The sequence below is a fragment of the Hamadaea flava genome, assembly GCF_024172085.1.
Lineage (GTDB): Bacteria > Actinomycetota > Actinomycetes > Mycobacteriales > Micromonosporaceae > Hamadaea > Hamadaea flava.
This window is the reverse complement of record NZ_JAMZDZ010000001.1, coordinates 3,403,999-3,420,241: the sequence shown is the minus strand read 5'-3', so window position 1 is coordinate 3,420,241 and position 16,243 is coordinate 3,403,999. Positions and strand designations below refer to the sequence as shown.

At 70.6% G+C, this 16,243-nt stretch carries 14 protein-coding genes; 8 read left to right on the top strand and 6 right to left on the bottom strand.

The window, feature by feature from the left end:
• Positions 1 to 69: 69 nt before the first annotated feature.
• The 3 genes from HDA40_RS15960 to HDA40_RS15950 form a co-directional block, all read right to left on the bottom strand.
• Positions 70 to 519 carry a GNAT family N-acetyltransferase gene (locus tag HDA40_RS15960; RefSeq protein WP_253756514.1) on the bottom strand — a complete coding sequence of 150 codons (450 nt, stop codon included), beginning with the start codon at positions 517 to 519 and terminating at the stop codon, positions 70 to 72.
• A gap of 9 nt (positions 520 to 528) precedes the next feature.
• Positions 529 to 1,164, bottom strand: coding sequence for a nucleotidyl transferase AbiEii/AbiGii toxin family protein (locus tag HDA40_RS15955; protein ID WP_253756512.1), 636 nt, complete (start codon positions 1,162 to 1,164; stop codon positions 529 to 531).
• A gap of 77 nt (positions 1,165 to 1,241) precedes the next feature.
• Positions 1,242 to 2,993 carry a VWA domain-containing protein gene (locus tag HDA40_RS15950; protein ID WP_372502871.1) on the bottom strand — a complete coding sequence of 584 codons (1,752 nt, stop codon included), beginning with the start codon at positions 2,991 to 2,993 and terminating at the stop codon, positions 1,242 to 1,244.
• A 162-nt stretch (positions 2,994 to 3,155) separates the two neighbouring features.
• Here HDA40_RS15950 and HDA40_RS15945 point away from each other — a divergent pair, with 162 nt between their 5' ends.
• The 6 genes from HDA40_RS15945 to HDA40_RS15920 all read left to right on the top strand — a co-directional run bounded on the left by HDA40_RS15945 (position 3,156) and on the right by HDA40_RS15920 (position 11,838).
• Positions 3,156 to 3,875 carry an ATP-binding cassette domain-containing protein gene (locus HDA40_RS15945; protein ID WP_253756508.1) on the top strand — a complete coding sequence of 240 codons (720 nt, stop codon included), beginning with the start codon at positions 3,156 to 3,158 and terminating at the stop codon, positions 3,873 to 3,875.
• Positions 3,872 to 6,049, top strand: coding sequence for a YhgE/Pip family protein (locus HDA40_RS15940; protein ID WP_253756506.1), 2,178 nt, complete (start codon positions 3,872 to 3,874; stop codon positions 6,047 to 6,049). Before HDA40_RS15945 ends, HDA40_RS15940 begins: the two co-directional genes overlap by 4 nt.
• Positions 6,050 to 6,148: 99 nt before the next feature.
• Entirely contained in the window at positions 6,149 to 6,766 is a 618-nt protein-coding gene (locus tag HDA40_RS15935) for a TetR/AcrR family transcriptional regulator (protein ID WP_253756504.1), read from the top strand.
• Between the two features lie 219 nt (positions 6,767 to 6,985).
• Positions 6,986 to 8,377 (top strand): 3' terminal RNA ribose 2'-O-methyltransferase Hen1, encoded by a 1,392-nt coding sequence (locus HDA40_RS15930; RefSeq protein ID WP_253763640.1) that lies wholly within the window; start codon positions 6,986 to 6,988, stop codon positions 8,375 to 8,377.
• Positions 8,378 to 10,879, top strand: coding sequence for a polynucleotide kinase-phosphatase (locus HDA40_RS15925; protein ID WP_253756502.1), 2,502 nt, complete (start codon positions 8,378 to 8,380; stop codon positions 10,877 to 10,879).
• A gap of 149 nt (positions 10,880 to 11,028) precedes the next feature.
• Positions 11,029 to 11,838, top strand: coding sequence for an RNA ligase family protein (locus HDA40_RS15920; RefSeq protein WP_253756500.1), 810 nt, complete (start codon positions 11,029 to 11,031; stop codon positions 11,836 to 11,838).
• Here HDA40_RS15920 and HDA40_RS15915 read toward each other — a convergent pair.
• Entirely contained in the window at positions 11,835 to 12,764 is a 930-nt protein-coding gene (locus tag HDA40_RS15915; RefSeq protein WP_253756497.1) for an alcohol dehydrogenase catalytic domain-containing protein, read from the bottom strand. The genes HDA40_RS15920 and HDA40_RS15915 overlap by 4 nt on opposite strands.
• A gap of 35 nt (positions 12,765 to 12,799) precedes the next feature.
• Positions 12,800 to 13,138, bottom strand: coding sequence for a MerR family transcriptional regulator (locus HDA40_RS15910; protein ID WP_253756495.1), 339 nt, complete (start codon positions 13,136 to 13,138; stop codon positions 12,800 to 12,802).
• Between the two features lie 139 nt (positions 13,139 to 13,277).
• Between HDA40_RS15910 and HDA40_RS15905 the strand changes: the two genes are divergently transcribed.
• Complete coding sequence (locus tag HDA40_RS15905; protein WP_253756493.1) at positions 13,278 to 15,329, top strand: alpha/beta fold hydrolase; 2,052 nt, start codon at positions 13,278 to 13,280, stop codon at positions 15,327 to 15,329.
• A 93-nt stretch (positions 15,330 to 15,422) separates the two neighbouring features.
• On the opposite strand, the gene HDA40_RS15900 is transcribed toward HDA40_RS15905, so the two are convergent.
• Complete coding sequence (locus tag HDA40_RS15900) at positions 15,423 to 15,878, bottom strand: GNAT family N-acetyltransferase (protein WP_253756491.1); 456 nt, start codon at positions 15,876 to 15,878, stop codon at positions 15,423 to 15,425.
• A gap of 52 nt (positions 15,879 to 15,930) precedes the next feature.
• On the opposite strand from HDA40_RS15900, the gene HDA40_RS15895 reads away from it, so the two are divergent.
• Positions 15,931 to 16,140, top strand: coding sequence for a hypothetical protein (locus HDA40_RS15895; protein WP_253756489.1), 210 nt, complete (start codon positions 15,931 to 15,933; stop codon positions 16,138 to 16,140).
• Positions 16,141 to 16,243: the final 103 nt, after the last annotated feature.

Below are 16,243 nucleotides of genomic sequence, written 5' to 3'. Positions count from 1 at the left end.
CAGACGCTAACCTGACGCCCGCGCGCGCGGCGGGGATTCCCGCGAACGTGCCACGCATCGCATCGATGTTTAGTGCCGCGTCGGTGTTTCGCGCCGCATCGGGGTATGTGGAATCCCGTCTTCGACGAACTCAGGCCCGGCTACGGCGTACCCGAAGCGCTCGTAGAACCGCGTGAGATGCGACTGTGCGTCGAGGACGCTGGGTCGATCGCCGACGACCGCCAGGGCCTGCTCCATCAGCTGGCCGCCCAGGCCGCTGCCGCGTGCCTTCGGCGACGTGACCACCCGGCCGATCCGCAGCTCCGCACCGTCGTCGAGGATTCGCAGGTAACCCAGGATCTCGCCGGTCTCGTCGGCGGCCCAGACGTGCACCGTGCCCGGCTCGGGATCGCGCCCGTCCAATTCCGGATAGGGACACTCCTGCTCGACCACGAACACGTCGACCCGCAGTTTCAGCAGGTCATAGAGGGTGGCCGCGGTCAGCTCGGCGAACCGGGCGGACCGGAATGTCGTCTCCACATCGTCATGTTAGTCACGCGGCCAGTCCGCGAACGCCGCGCGTACGCCTACGGGATCGGCTCCATAGCAGCGAATCCGCTCGTCCCGGCAGCCGTCGAGCTGGCGTACGCACGCCGCGTAGTCCTCGGCGGTGAGCGCTGGATCGACGGTGTTCACCAGATCGAGCAGCCGATCCCGGTCGAACCGCTGGAGGAACGCCGCGACGTCGATGAAGTCGCGGATCTCGGCCCGGTTGACCATGGCCGCGACCTTGATGGCGGCCAGATCCTCCACGGAGGTCACCGGACCGGCGCCCAGGTCGACCGGAGGCAGCGAGCGCGGCTGTACGCCCAGCGACACCGGCGTCGAAGCGCCGTCGTCGCCGATGACCGCCAGTTCGATGAGGATGTCGGCCAAGTCGTCGAACAGGTCGGACTCGTCGCCGACCTCCCACACCGAGAACCCGGCGTCAGCCAGCGCGTCCATCACCGCCTCGGCGGCCGGGCGGACCGCCGTGTCGTCCACGGTGAACAGGTCCACGCCTTCGCTCGGGCGCTCGGTGACTCCGTGAGCCAGCAGCGCCCGGCCGCCGCCGAGCGCGAACTCCCAGGGCGCGGCGGTGGTGAGGGCGATCCGCTCGATCGCCTCCTGCTCGGCGGGGGTCATGCACGTCTTCCGAACACGTGTTCCATTATGTGCTTGGTGCGACCCCGCCTCAACCCCCAGTGGGTCGAACGAACCTGTCAGTGGAGGCCGGCGGCTCGCAGGGAGATGGCCTGCAGGAAGATCTCCCCGATCTTCGCGGGGTCCTTGGCGGTGAACACGCCGCCCCCGGTCAGATCGGTGACCTGCTTCAGCGGTGCGGCGTTCACCGATGGCCCGATGCCGATGATGATCACCTGGATCGGCCGCTTCGGGTCGGCCAGCTGCTTGAGCTTGGCGAGCAGATCGGCGTGCGAGATGCCGTTGTCGTCGTCGTTGTCGCCGTCGGTCATCATCACGATCGAGTTGACCCGGCCGGGGTCCCAGTCGTGCTGCACCGTCTGGTACGCCGCGAGCAGCGTGTCGTAGAGCCCGGTGTCGCCGGTCTGCTTGGGCTGGATCGCCTCCAGCTTGGCCAGCAGCGACGTGCGCTGTGTCGACAATGGCCCGATCGGGATGAGCTGCCGGTAGTCCTTGGAGCCTTCGAGTTCGGTGGAGAACGTCCACAGGCCGACGGCCCACGAGTCGTCGAACAGCCCGAGGCCGCGCCGGGCGGCTTCCAGGGTGACCTGTTCCCGGGTGGCGTTGCCCGCCGTGGGTACGCGCTCCAGCATCGAGCCGGAGACGTCGATGACGGCCAGCATCCGGGCCGGGAGGGTGACGGCGATCCAGGTGGACAGCGCCTTGTCGACCCCGGCGGCCACAGCGGCGCGCTGAGTGGCGCTCGGCGGCGGCGTGACCTGCGGCGTCGGGGCGCCTTGCGGCAGGGTGAGCCCGGTGCTCGGCGTACCGTCCGGCAGGCGCAGGCCGGCTCCGGCGAGCTTCGACCGGAAGGCGTCGGACTGGAGGGCCTCGCGGATCTGGGTGGCAGCCTGCTTGCGACCGGCGTCGGCCCCGGGCAGGACGGTGAGCGGATAGTCCAGCGCCACCGGCGCGGGGTCGAGGTAGAGCGCGGCGAGCTTCACCGGCGGCTTGGCCGCGTTGTAGGCCAGCACGGCCTGCTCGGACATCGGCGCGGCGGAAAGGCCGGAGGCGAGGGCGGCTGGCTCGGCCGACCGCGGGAAGCGGGCGAGCACATCCGTACGCAGCGCCGACCGGCCGGCCGACAGCGCCCGGAGGGCGGCCGTCGTGGCGGTCTGCCCGCCCGCCGACGTCGACGCGGCTTGGCCCAGGGCGAGCAGCCCAGACAGGGCGGCCGCGTCGCGGGCAGGTTCGGACGTGCCGACGTGCAGCTTCGTGTCCGTCGTCATCTTCTGGAGCAGGGCCTGCCAGGTCAGCTTGGCCGTCGGCCAGCCGAGCGTCTTGGCGACCGGCTCCGGCATCGCCACCACGACGGGGCTGCGCGCGATCGACACGGTGTCGGTCGCGGCGAGCGTGGGGGAGGCGTTCGAGAGCCGGGCGAGCCAGGTCGAGGAGTCCGGGATCCAGATGTCGGGCGCCTTGGCGTCGCCGTCGGGCTGCCCGACGCCGGCCAGCGTGACGTTGCGCTGGCCCGCGATGATCGCCGAGACGTCGGCCGGGTCGGTCGCGGTCACTTCGGCGGACAAGCAGAGTCCGCTGATCGTCTGCCGGACGGCGTCGGCGATCTCGGGCGCGGCGGCGACGCGGATCGGCGTACCGGAGGGGGCGCAGCCGCTCGCGTTGTCGTCGGTCAACCGCACGGCCGCGTACGCGCTGGCGGCGACCACGGCAAGGACAGCCGTCACGAGAGCGACGGCGCGGACGGGGCGTCGAGGTGGACGGTGTCGGCCTGGCACCGACCCAGTGTTGATGGCGAAATGGCCTGCTGCCATAGCCGTTCGGTCGAAAGTTACCGTTCAGAAACATCGGTCCGCGGGCATGTTCACCTGCAGCAACGGCCTGACTACCGGTTCAGAGTGGCGAATCGGGCGACCGTGCTGTAAGTTTCTGTACCGACCAGTCAGTCTTAATTCTCTGGAGCAGCATTGTCTGGAGTGGCAGTGAACACTGCGGAGGTCCTGACCGACCCGGCGACGTGCGATGAGGGAAGCGCGGACGACGCGACGGCCGGACCGCTGCCGCTCAATGCAGGGGACACGACTGAAGAGCCCGCGGTGCCCGCCCCGGTCCTGGCGGCCCGCGGGCTCGGTCATCACACCAGTCGAGCGGTGTTCGGACGGTTCGACCTGGAGGTCTACCCAGGCGAGCTGGTCGTGCTCACCGGGACGCCCGGCAGCGGCCGGACGGCCGCCCTGCTCTCCCTGACGGGGAACTTCCGGCACCGCCACGGCGTCGTGGTCCGCGCCAAGACCGCGCTCGGGCTGGTCCCCGGCGTACACGAGCCGGAGCCGATGCTGACCGCCCAGGAACACCTCGACGAACGCCTCCGGCTGCTGCGCCCGATCGGGCTGCCGACCCGGGCCCGCCGCGTACGCCACAAGCAGGCTCTCGACCAGGCCGGACAGCGTCTGCCGTTCGACCTCATGACGAAGGCCGGCGAGCTGACGCCGATCGATCGGCACCGCCTCATGATCGAGCTGGCCCTGCTCGCCGATCCGGCGGTGATCGCCGTCGACGACGCCGACCTCGGGCTCACCTTCGACGAACAACGCGACCTCGCCGCCGCGCTGCGGGCCACCGGCCGGGCCGTGGTCCTCACCGCGCGCGAGGCGACCGCGTACGCCCCCGATCAGATCGTGGAGATCACCCGATGAGCCCTGCTCGTTCCGAGCTGCGCCGATTCGGCCGGCATCGGCTGACCCGCGCCGCGCTCGCGGTCCTGACCGTCGTCCCCCTGCTCTACGGCGCGCTCTACCTGGCCGCGTTCTGGGACCCCTACGGCAACCTCAAGCACATCCCGGTCGCGCTCGTCCAGGCCGACCAGGCCGCTACGAGCAGCGCCGGCGACGTCGTGCACGCCGGGCGGGATCTCGCCGACGAACTCGTCGACCGCCAAGTCTTCGGCTGGATCCCGACCAACCGCGCCGACGCCGAACGCGGTCTGGAAAGCGGCGAGTACCACCTGATCCTGGTGATCCCGGCCGACTTCTCCCAGCACCTGGCGGACGCTCCCGACGCCGGGCGTCCGGCGTCGGCCGGTCGCCTGCAGGTCACCAGCGACGACAGCACCAACTACCTGTCCGGGCTGCTGGCCCGCAGCGCGTTCACCGAGATCCGGGCGGCCGCGGCGAGCAGTGCCGCCGCGAAATACTTCGACCGGATGCTGCTCGGCTTCACCGACCTCAAGACGCAGACCGCCGAAGCGGCCGACGGCGCGGCCCAGCTCGCCGACGGCGCGGACGACGCGAGCGCCGGCGCGGGCAAGCTGGCGACCGGGGCCGGTCAAGCGCAGGGCGGCGCCGGGAAGATCGCCGACGGCACCGCCGCGGCCGCCTCGGGGTCGGCCCAGTTGGCGTCCGGTTTGGACACTCTCGCCGCCGGGTCCGACCAGCTCGCGGACGGCACAGCCCAGGCGGCGGCGGGCGGTCGCCAGCTCGCGGCGCTCGTGGACGAGGCGGCCGACACCGCCGAACCGGCGCTCCGCGAACACGCCGACGACATCGCGGCCGCGGCCACGGCCATCGCGACCGGAGCCGACGCCATCGCCGCTCACCTCGACGAATTGCCGGCGGTCGCCGACCGCGCCGTTGGGCGTACCACTGAGGTCGAACAGAAACTCGACTCGCTGGCCGCGGCGACCCCCGGACTGGCCGACGACGCGGCCTACGTCGCCGCCCGCCAAGCCGCCGCCGAGGCCACCCAGACCGCGCGCGACCTGCGCGATCGGCTCGCGACCGCGGACCTGGACCGGCTCGCGGACCAGTTGCGCACCGTCGCGGCGCAGGCCCGCGCCGTGGCCCAGGCCGCGCCCACCCTCGCGGACCGCGTCGCCGCCGCCCGATCCCAGGTGGACCAGCTTTCCGCCGGCCTCACCGCGCTCGCCAGTGGCGCTTCTCAATTGCAGGAGGGTACGCACACCGCAGCGACCAGCGCGCACCAGTTGTCGGGTGGGCTTTACCGGCTCTCGTCCGGCGCCCGGCAACTGGACGGCGGGCTGGCCGACCTCTCCGCCGGTACGCGCAGCCTGGCCACGGGCCTCGCGACGCTGGACTCCGGCGCGCTGCGGCTGGCGAACGGACTCGCCGACGGCGCGTCGCAGATCCCCGGCTACGACGCCGACGATCGGGCGGCCCGGGCGGGCGTCCTCGGCGACCCGGTGGCGCTCCAGCGCGACACGCGGCACGCGGCGGCCACCTACGGCGTCGGATTCGCGCCCTACTTCCTGGCGTTGGCGCTGTGGGTCGGCGCGATGCTGACCTACATGCTGCTCCGGCCGCTGACCCGGCGGCACGCCGTCTCCGGCGCCCCCGCCTGGCGCGTGGCGTACGCCGGATACCTGCCGGCCGCCGTCGTCGGCACCGCCCAGGCGATCGTGCTCTACCTGGTCCTCCGGTACGCCCTCGGCCTGATCCCGGTCCACCCGGCGGGCACGCTTGGGCTGCTGATCCTGACCTCGCTGACGTTCACCGCGATCCTGCAGATGCTGGGCGCGATCCTGGGCGCACCCGGTCGCCTCGTCGCACTCGCCCTGCTCATGCTGCAACTGACCTCGTCCGGCGGCACCTATCCGGTGCAGACCTCACCCGGGTTCTTCCAGGCGATGCACCCCTGGCTGCCCATGACCTACGTCATCGGGGCACTCCGGCGGCTGACCGTCGGCGGCCCGCTCGACACCGTCTGGACCGCCGTGCTGGTGCTGACCGGGTTCGCCGCGGGCTGCTTCGCGCTGACCGCGCTCGCCGCCCGCCGCTCCCGCCGCCTCACCGTCACCACCCTCCACCCGTCCTCACCCTCTAGCCCGGTGGCTTTCCGCGCGATCATGAACTAACGGTCGTGATCAACCGGCGTGTCGTGTCCATAGCACCCTGATCGACTCCGTAAGCGGGTGATCGACTTCGCCGGAAACCAGGCATGTGAGACTGGGGGCGTGGAACGGCGTACCCTCAGCAACGCCGCCGACGGGCGGACCCGGCGGCGCGACGCGACGCGGCTGAAGATCTTCGAGGCCGCCGTCGGGCTGATCGCCGAGCAGGGTTTCACCGCGACGACGGTCGACGAGATCGCCGAGCGTGCGGGCGTCGCCAAGGGCACGGTGTTCTACAACTTCGCGTCGAAGACCGCCCTCTACGAGGAACTGCTGCGGTACGGCGTCGGCCTGCTCGCGGAGGAGTCGCGTACGGCGATCGAGGGACTGCCGCCGCGAGAGGCGATCACTGCGCTGATCGGGGCGCAGCTGTCCTACATCCAGCGCTATCAGGCGTTCGCGCAACTGCTGCTGGCCGAGATGTGGCGGACCAACCGGGAATGGCAGCAGACCATCCTCCTCGTACGCGAACAAGCCATCAGCGTCATCGCCGAGGTGCTCGAAGCCGGGGTGGAGTCGGGCGACTTCCCGCCGGAACTGGACCCCCGGATCTCGGCGTCCGCGCTGTTCGGGGCAGGTCTCGTCGTCGCGCTCGACTGGCTGATCTTCTCACCGGAGCGGCCGGTCGAGGAAGTGCAGGCCGGCCTGGTCGCGGTCCTGCGCAGCCGCCCATCCCTGTAACGCCGGGCTGCTGTCTCGCCCGACAACCCTGACACCCGACCGCCACCGCGCCGACCGGATGCAGATCACGGTTATCCATGCATCCCGGCACTGGAATGGCCTGCGTAACCGTGATCTGCGCCCAAAGGGGGCTCCGCACCCGGGTCAAGAGCCGGTGGGTGTGCGGCAATGAAACCGCTTGCACGCTGCGGAAATAACCCGCACCATGGCCGGGTGCTGCTGATGATCACGATGACGGGGACCCCGGAGACTCCCGGGACCGATCTCGGCTACCTCCTGGTCAAGCACCCGGATCGGGTGCACCGCTTCGACGTGCCGTGGGGCGAGGCGACCGTGCTGTTTCCGGAGGCGACTCCGGAGCGCTGCACGGCGGCCCTGCTCTTGGAGGTCGACCCGCAGACGCTGGCCGACTCCAAAGCGCACAAGGACGCGGCCCGGCAGCTCAATCAATACGTCAACGACCGGGCGTACGCGGCGTCGAGCCTGCTCGTCGCAGCGATGAACCGCGCTTTCCGGTCGGCGATGAGGGGGAGCACCAAGGATCGACCTGAGCTGGCCGCGACTCCGATCGATCTGGAGATCCGCGTGCCGGTGCTGCGCTGTAGGGGCGGCGCGGCCGTCGCCGAGCGCCTGTTCGCGCCGCTGGGCTGGACCGTCGAGGCAACGGCCATCCCGCTGGACGAGCAGCTGCCCGAGTGGGGCGCGAGCCGTTACGCCGACCTGCGCCTGACCGGCCGCGTACGCCTTGCCGACGCGCTCAACCATCTGTACGTGCTGCTGCCGGTGCTGGACGACGCCAAGCACTACTGGGTCGCGCCCGACGAGATCGAGAAGCTGCTGCGGGCCGGCGACGGCTGGCTGGCCGGTCACCCCGAGCGCGGCCTGATCACGCGCCGCTATCTCGCCCACAGCCGGGCGTTGACCGAACGCGCCCTCAACCAGCTCGCGACGGACGAGCCCGACTCGGTGGAGCCGGAGCGGGAGGAGCTGGAGCCGAAGCGTAAGCCGCTCAACGCGCTGCGCCGGGCCGCGGTGCTGGCGGCGTTGGCGGACACCGGTGCGACGACGGTGCTCGACCTCGGCTGCGGGCCGGGCGCGCTCATCGGCGACCTCCTACGGGACCGGCGATACACGCAGATCGTCGGGGCCGACGTATCCCCGGCGGTGCTCGACGTCGCCGCCCGGCGGATCCGGCTCGACCGGCTGCCCGACCGGCAGAAGGCCCGGATCAAGCTGATCCAGTCGGCGCTGACCTACCGCGACGACCGGCTGCGCGGCTATGACGCGGCCGTGCTCATGGAGGTCATCGAGCACGTGGACGAGGCGCGGCTGCCCGCGCTGGAGGACGCGGTGTTCGCCCACGCCCAGCCCGGCGCGGTCGTCGTGACCACGCCCAACGTCGAGTACAACGTGCGCTACGAGTCGCTGCCGGAAGGCCGGCACCGGCACGGCGACCATCGGTTCGAGTGGACGCGGGAGCAGTTCACGGCCTGGGCCGGGGGCGTCTCCGAGCGCCATGGCTACCAAGTCGAGTTCCGTGGTGTCGGCGACGAGGACCCCGAGGTCGGCACCCCCACGCAACTGGCCCTGTTCCGGAAGGAGGCAGCATAAATGACTACATTGGATATTCCCGAGCTGGCGCTCGTGGTCCTGGTCGGCGTGACCGGCTCCGGCAAGTCCACCTTCGCCCGTCGCCACTTCCGCTCGACGCAGGTGCTCTCCAGCGACGCGTTCCGCGGCCTGCTCGCCGACGACGAGAACGACCAGACCGTCACCGCCGAGGCCTTCGAGGCGCTGCACTACATCGCGGGCAAGCGGCTGGCTGGCGGCCGTCTCACCGTGGTCGACGCGACGAACGTCCAGAGCCACGCTCGCGCCGGGCTGGTCAGACTCGCCCGCGAGCACGACGTGCTCCCCGTCGCGATCGTCCTCGACACCCCCGAACCCACCTGCTGGGAACGCACGCAGGTCCGGTCCGACCGTGCCTTCGGCCGCGAGGTGGTCCGCCGCCAGCATCGCGACCTGCGGCGTTCGCTGGGCTCGCTCGGCCGCGAGGGGTTCCGCAAGATCCATGTGGTACGCCCAGAGCAGGTCGACAGCATCGAACTGCGCTACGAGAAGCTGTTCAACGATCGCCGGGAGATGACCGGCCCCTTCGATGTCATCGGTGACGTGCACGGCTGTTTCGACGAGCTGCTCTCGCTGCTGACCGAACTCGGCTACACCGCTGAACGGGACGAGCGCGGGCGGGTGGTGAACGCCGTCCACCCCGCTGGGCGTATCGCCCTGTTCGTGGGTGACCTGGTGGACCGCGGTCCGGACTCGCCCGCGGTCCTGCGCCTGGTGATGGGCATGGTCGCGGCCGGGACCGCCCTGTGTGTCGCGGGCAACCACGAGGCGAAGCTCCTGAAGAAGCTGCAGGGCCGCAACGTGCAGGTACGTCACGGCCTGGCGGAGACGCTGGAGCAGCTGGAGCGGGACCCGGTCGACGGTCTGGAGCCCTTCCTGAACGGGCTGATCAGCCACTACGTCCTGGACGAGGGACGGCTCGTGATCGCGCACGCCGGGTTGAAGGAGGAGTACCACGGCCGGGCGTCGGGCCGCGTGCGCAGCTTCGCGATGTTCGGCGACACGACCGGTGAGACCGACGAGTACGGCCTGCCCGTGCGGTACCCGTGGGCGGAGGAGTACCGGGGCAGGGCGATGGTCGTGTATGGACACACTCCGACCGTCGAACCGGAGTGGGTCAACAACACCATCTGCCTCGACACCGGCTGTGTGTTCGGCGGCAAGCTGACCGCGCTGCGTTACCCGGAGCGGCAGCTCGTCACCGTGCCGGCGGTACGCGAGCATTACACGCCGGCACGGCCGCTCGCACCCGCCGCGCCGGTGGTCAACCGTGCGCTGGATCTGAAGTCCGTGACGGGCCGGCGGCACGTCGAGACCGGGCACGGCACGGTGACCGTACGCGCCGAGCACTCGGCCGCCGCGCTGGAGGTGATGAGCCGGTTCGCCCTCGATCCCCGCTGGCTGGTCTGGCTGCCGCCGACGATGGCGCCCGCTTCGACATCCACAGTCGACGGATACCTGGAGCACCCGGGCGCGGCCCTGGCCGACTACGCCGCAGCCGGGGTCGGCCAGGTCGTCTGCGAGGAGAAGCACATGGGCTCCCGCGCGGTCGTCCTCGTCTGCCGATCGCTCGAGTCGAGCTTCGCCGATGACGGTGCTTCCGGTGCGATCTACACGCGTACCGGGCGGTCGTTCTTCGGTCAGGAGCTGACCGAGCAGTTGCTCGCCTCGGTACGCACCGCGGTGACGAAGGCCGGGTTGTGGGACGAGCTGGGCACGGACTGGCTGCTGCTCGACTGCGAGCTGCTGCCCTGGTCGGCCAAGGCCGACACGCTGATCCAGCAGTACGCCGCAGTCGGCGCGGCCGGGCGTTCCGCGCTGCCCGCCGCGCTGTCGGTCTTGTCCGCCGCGGCCGATCGTGGCCTCGACGTGTTTCCGTTGCAGACGCGTCTGGCGGCGGGATTGTCCGATGTGGAGGCATTTACCTCGGCCTACCGGGCATACGTACGCCCGACGTCCGGCCTCGACGGAGTGACCCTGGCGCCGTTCGCCGTCCTGGGACCGGGCTACTACGACCGCGACCACGGCTGGCACCTGTCGATCGCCGATCGCCTCGTCGAAGCGGACCCGGCGACGTTCACGCCGACCCGACGCATCGTGGCCGACCCGTCGTCCCCGGCCGACGTCGCCGCCGTGACGGAGTGGTGGCTGTCGCTGACCGAATCGGGTGGCGAAGGCATGGTCGTCAAGCCGTACGCCGGACTCACGGTGACGGGCGAACGGGGTCTGCTGCAACCCGGCCTCAAGTGCCGGGGGCGGGAGTACCTGCGGATCATCTACGGTCCCGGATACACCGCGCCGGCGCAGCTGGACCGGCTCCGCCACCGCAGCCTCGGCCGCAAGCGCGGCCTCGCCCTGCGGGAGCACGCCCTCGGGCTCGCCGCGCTCGCCGCCGTCGGGTCCGACGGGCCGCTGTGGCGGGTGCACGAACTCGTCTTCGCCATCCTGGCGAGCGAGTCCGAACCCGTCGACCCCCGCCTCTGACCCCACCCCTTTTTTTTGGTGCAGATCGCGGTTATCCATGCTTCACGCGGCAGCGGAAGCATGGATAACCGCGATCTGCAGGGAGACGTCTGGCGAATTTCTGTTATGCCAATTGACACAGTGGAAAGTCGGCTCTACCGTTTCGAGTCATGGAGGAGAGCCGAGGTCGCGGCCGCCCGCGCAAGGATCCCGAGAAGTTGGCCCGGTGGACTCCGCCCGAAGGCTGGTCCCGCCTGGTCGCCTGGGTCTCCCCGGAGGAGAAGAAGGCGCTCAAGCGGATCGCGGTCGAGGCGGAGGTATCGGTCGCCGACCTGGTGCGGTCGTTGGCGGGCGGGCTGGCGGGCGGCGTCATCACCCATGCGGAACTGATCGGGCAGGTGAGGAGGGGCAAGCAGGTCATGGAGAAGATCCCGACGCTGTTCGAGCGCGACGACAGCTTCAAGGTGGTGAACCGGCCGAGGACGGAGTGCGCCTGGGTGTTCGACGGCGAGGGTGTCGGCACCGAGAAGCTCGACGGCACCAATGTCCGGCTGACCGTCCGCTCGGGGCAGCTCGTCCGGCTGGAGAAGCGGCGTAATCCGAGCAAGGTCCACAAGCAGCAGGGCATCGTCGACGGGTGGTACGCCGACGCCGACGAGTTCGGGGCGGAGGACAAGTGGATCTGGGCGGCCGCCCGGTCGACCGACGTCTCGGCCTGGCCGGACGGCGAGCACTCGTGTGAGGCGCTCGGCCCCAGCATCCAGGGCAATCCGCTCGGCCTCGACGAGCACGTGTGCGTACCGTTCGACTTGGCGGCGCCGGATTATGTCGCGGCCCCCCGCAGCTACGCCGAGCTGCAGGATTTCCTGGCCCGCCTGGAGAGCCGGTACGCACCGGGTCACCTCGCGGAGGGCATCGTCTTCCATCACCCCGACGGGCGGCGGGCCAAGATCAAGCGTAAGGACTTTCCGGTTCGCTAGGGGCGGAGGGCCAGTTTGCCCACAGTGGACCGGGATTCCAGGGCGGCGAGCGCCGCTGCGCCGTCGGCGAGGGCGTACGTGGTCGGGGTGCCGGGTGGGATGACGCCCGCGGCGATGAGTGCGGTCAGCTCGTCCAGCACTTCGGCGAACAGTTCGGGCGCCTGCGCCATCAGTACGCCCAAGTGCAGCCCGATGAGCTGAACGGGATGGAAGTTCAGCTGCCGGTTGGTGACTGTCGCGTCGCCGCCCGCCACGCCGTAGACGACGATTCGGCCGGTGATCGGGCGGGCGGCGGCGAGGCTGCGGGCGAAGTCGGGTCCGCCGACGGATTCGAGGATCACGTCGATCGGCCGGTCCGGAACCGTGGCGAAGACTTCGTGCGCGCCCGCTGTGCGTACAAGTTGATGTTTGGCGGGCGAGGCGGTCGCGAGCACGGTGGCGCCGAGGTGGCGGGCGAGCCGGACCGCGGCCTGGCCCACCCCGCCCGCCGCGGCCTGGACGAGGACGGTCTCACCGGGCGCGACGCGGCCGAGGCGGAGCGCGGCGAGCGCGGTGGCCCAGTTGAGCATCAGCCCGAGTGACTGTTCTCCCGACCAGCCGCGGGGGAGCGGCATGGCGGCCGCCGCGGGCAGGACGAGGTACTCCGCGAACGCGCCAGGACCCATGCCGAGGATCTGGTCGCCGACGGCGAAGGTCGAGACGCCGGGGCCGAGCGCGACGACCTCGCCGGTGGCCTCGAAACCCGCGACGTAGGGCGCGGTCGGACCGTCCACATAGGTGCCGTAGGTCTGCATGAGGTCGGCGAAGTTGACCCCGGCGGCGGTGACGCGCACGAGGATCTCACCGGGGCCGGCCACTGGTCGCGGCGTGTCGATGAGGCGGAGGCCGGTCGGACCGGCCAGGGAAGTCTGCTGAAGGGCTCGCATGGGCCGACCGTAAAACCCTGACACTTACGGCAGGGTCAAGCGACGGCCGCCAAGTACGCCGCCAGCGCGTCCCGGTTCTGGGAGAGCACGGCGATGCGGTGGTCGAGCTGGGCCTTCTGCCGGGCGAGCTGGTCGACGACGGCGGCCGGCAGCGACGTTCCGGGGCCGAGGTGAGGGAGGACGTCGCGGATGATGCGCGTCGGCAGCCCCGCTTCGATCAGTTCGTGCACCTGGCGTACGCGGTCGACGGTGGGCGTGCAGTAGTCGCGGTAGCCGTTCTGGCAGCGGCCGGGTTCGATCAGCCCTTCGGCTTCGTAGTGGCGCAGGGAACGAACGCTGACTCCGGTCTGCTGGGCGACCTCGCCGATCTTCACGAACCAACCGTAGCGCTCACCCGGGAGTGTCCGTTGAGACGACCTTGACAGCGATGATCGCGAAGACGACACTCGCCGGAAACGATTACGCAACCCATCCCCATGCGTTGTAAACGTTTCCAATCCCTGAGGAGCCAGAGTGAAGCGTTTCCTCATCCCCGTACTGTCCGTCCTCGTGCTGCTGATAGGTGGCGTCGGCACCGCCGAGGCGGGGCGTACGCGTCCCGGCACGTTGGTGACCGGCAGCGCCGCGAGCGCGGCGTTGGGCGAGGACCTCCAGTACACCGCCTATCTCCCGGACGGCTACGAGTCCGGAGCCGACCGCTATCCGGTGCTCTACCTGCTGCACGGGCGCGGCGACTCGATGACGGCATGGACCACCATCAAGTCCACCTTGGACGATCTGATTCAGGCGAAGAAGATCCCGCCGCTGATCGCGATCCTGCCCGACGCGCCGTGGAGCGACCGGGGCAGCTGGTACGTCGACTCGCAGTACCAGAGCGGCAAGCGCGTCGAGACCGCCCTCACCGGCGACCTCGTGAAAGCCGTCGACGCGACCTACCGGACCGCCCCGATCCGGCAGGCCCGACTGGTCGGGGGGTACTCGATGGGGGGAGCGGGTGCGCTCCGCTTCGCTCTCGCGCATCCCGACCTGTTCAGCGCCGCGATCGTGCTCAGCCCGGCGGTCTACACCCCCTTGCCGCCGGCCGACTCGTCGGCGAGGGACTACGGTGCGTACGGGGTCGGGGACAAGCTCTTCGACGACCAGCGCTACCAGGACCTGAACTACCCGGCGCTGCTCGCCGAGTCGGACCCGGACCTGCCCGTCCAGCTGTTCATCGCGGTCGGCGACGACGAGTGGGCCAACCCCGACCCGGCCGACGCGCGGCACGACCTCGACTTCGAGTCGGAGGCGCTCTACAACGCGGCTCGCCGCGCTCCGGGCGTCAGCGCGCAGATGCGCATCCTCGACGGCGGTCACGACTGGTCCGTGTGGGCGCCCGCGTTCGCGCAGGCCATCCAGTATCTCGGCCCGACACTGAGCACGGTTCCGCCGCAACCGCTGTCCGGTTCGCTGCTCGGCACGGCCGGCATCGACTGGGCCGGTGGCATCGCGAGCGCGGGTGGCGACGCGTACACCGTCGGCTTCGCGGCGAGCGCCAGTGTGGACGGTCAGGCGTACCACGGGAAGCTCGACGCGGTCGTGACGCGGCCCGGCTCGTGGACCACTCAGTTCGGCACGGCCGGGGACGAGCGCCTCTACGGCGTGGTCGCGCAGGCCGACGGCGGCGTCCTGGTCGCCGGGTACACCAAGGGCGACCTGGACGGGCAGCATGCCGGCAACGCCGCGGACGATGCGTTCGTGGCCAGCCTCGACGCTTCGGGAACGATCCGCTGGATCACCCAGTTCGGGGCCGCAGGGGTCGCCGACCGCGCTTACGGTCTGGCCGCGAGCGCCGACGGCGGCGCCTACGTCACGGGCTACACCAAGGGCGCGCTCGACAGCACGAACGCGGGCGACAAGGACACGTTCCTGGCCCGCGTCGGTCCTACCGGTCGACTTCAATGGGTACGCCAATTGGGCGGGACCGGTGAGGACAAGGCGTTCGCAGTGACCGCTGGTACCTCGGACGTCTACGTCGCGGGAACCGCCGGTTCGCCGCTCCCCGGAACCACCGGGCTGGGCGGCTACGACGGCTTCGTCGCGCGGTACACCGACTCGGGCACGCTCAGCTGGGTGAAGGCCGTCGGCGGCAGCGCCGACGACCGGCTCGACGGGATCACGGTCAGCGGCGGGTACGCCGTAGCGACCGGCACCGCCAACGGCGACCTGATCGCAGTATCGTTCAGCAGCAACGGTTCCGAACGTTGGACAACTACTGTGGACAGTGGGGCGGCCGACGGTGGCGTGGCCGTCGTCGCCCGCTCGGACGGCGGCGTCGACGTCGTCGGATACACCCGGGGCCGGGTGACCGTCGCGGCCGGTGGCGCCGACGTGCTGCGCGTACGCCTCTCGGCCAAGGGGGCGGTGCTGGCCAAGAGCCAGTTCGGCTCACCCCGGGACGAGGTCGTCGACGCCTTCGCGGAGCCCAACCTCTTCGCGGCCGCCGCCGGCGATCGGCTGCTCGTCAGCGGCCTCACCTACGCCTCGTCCCCGTCCGGCGACCTCTTCGCCTCCCTCTCCCCCTAACCAGCCTTTTGGAGAGGTTGATCATGAACTAATGGTCGTGCTCGACGGCGTGTCGGTGTGCCAAGGTTCATGATCAACCCCGCGAGGGACTGATCAACTAAGGGCCAGTTTGTAGCCGAGGTGGCTTTGGGTGAAGCCGAGCCGGTCGTAGAACCGGTGCGCCTCGGTACGCGACTTGTCGCTGGTCAACTGCACCATCACGCAGCCCTCCGCCCGGGCGGTCTCGATCGCCCATCGGATGAGCTGCTTGCCGAGCCCGCCGCCGCGCAGGTCGGAGCGGACGCGTACCGCTTCGATCAGCGCGCGGCGGGCTCCTTTGCGGCCGATGCCCGGAATGATGGTGAGCTGCATGGTGGCGATCACTTCGCCGGCCACCTCCCCGACGACGAGGCGCTGACGCGGGTCGGCGTCGATCTCGGCGAAGGCGGCGGCATACGCCGGGTCGTCGGGCGCGCCCTCCCGGGTCGCTCCCAAGTGGTCGTCGGCCAGCATGGCGACGATGGCGGGCAGGTCGGCGGCGGTGGCACGGCGTACCGCAAGATCAGTCACAGCTTCGACGATATCGGTCTGCCGACTTGATCGAGTTTTCTACGCTGGGCACATGAATCGCATCACCCGCCTGTGGGCCGCGCTGGTCGTCGGCCTGTTCACCGTGCTGGCCCTCCCCGGGGTCGCCTATGCCGCCGAGGACGAGTACCTGCGTCGCGGCCGGGGCATGGGCTTCTGGGGCTGCAGCGCTGTCTGCTGCATCGTCGTGGTCGGCGGCATCGTCGCCGCGATCTTCCTGATCACCCGCAACCGCCGCAAGTAGGTCTCGGCGAAGAAGAGGGTGGCGCCGGCAGGCGGGCCGGCGCCACCGGCTCAGTGGATGGCGGCTGGGTGCTGAGTGGCCCACCGCCACCGGTTCAACGAGT

Bases quoted from the DNA above. Each gene is read 5' to 3' on its own strand.
- HDA40_RS15955 (WP_253756512.1), bottom strand. From the start codon at position 1,164: ATGACCCCCGCCGAGCAGGAGGCGATCGAGCGGATCGCCCTCACCACC.
- HDA40_RS15920 (WP_253756500.1), top strand. From the start codon at position 11,029: ATGGAGGAGAGCCGAGGTCGCGGCCGCCCGCGCAAGGATCCCGAGAAG.
- HDA40_RS15950 (WP_372502871.1), bottom strand. From the start codon at position 2,993: ATGGCAGCAGGCCATTTCGCCATCAACACTGGGTCGGTGCCAGGCCGA.
- HDA40_RS15925 (WP_253756502.1), top strand. From the start codon at position 8,378: ATGACTACATTGGATATTCCCGAGCTGGCGCTCGTGGTCCTGGTCGGC.
- HDA40_RS15895 (WP_253756489.1), top strand. From the start codon at position 15,931: ATGAATCGCATCACCCGCCTGTGGGCCGCGCTGGTCGTCGGCCTGTTC.
- HDA40_RS15940 (WP_253756506.1), top strand. From the start codon at position 3,872: ATGAGCCCTGCTCGTTCCGAGCTGCGCCGATTCGGCCGGCATCGGCTG.
- HDA40_RS15915 (WP_253756497.1), bottom strand. From the start codon at position 12,764: ATGCGAGCCCTTCAGCAGACTTCCCTGGCCGGTCCGACCGGCCTCCGC.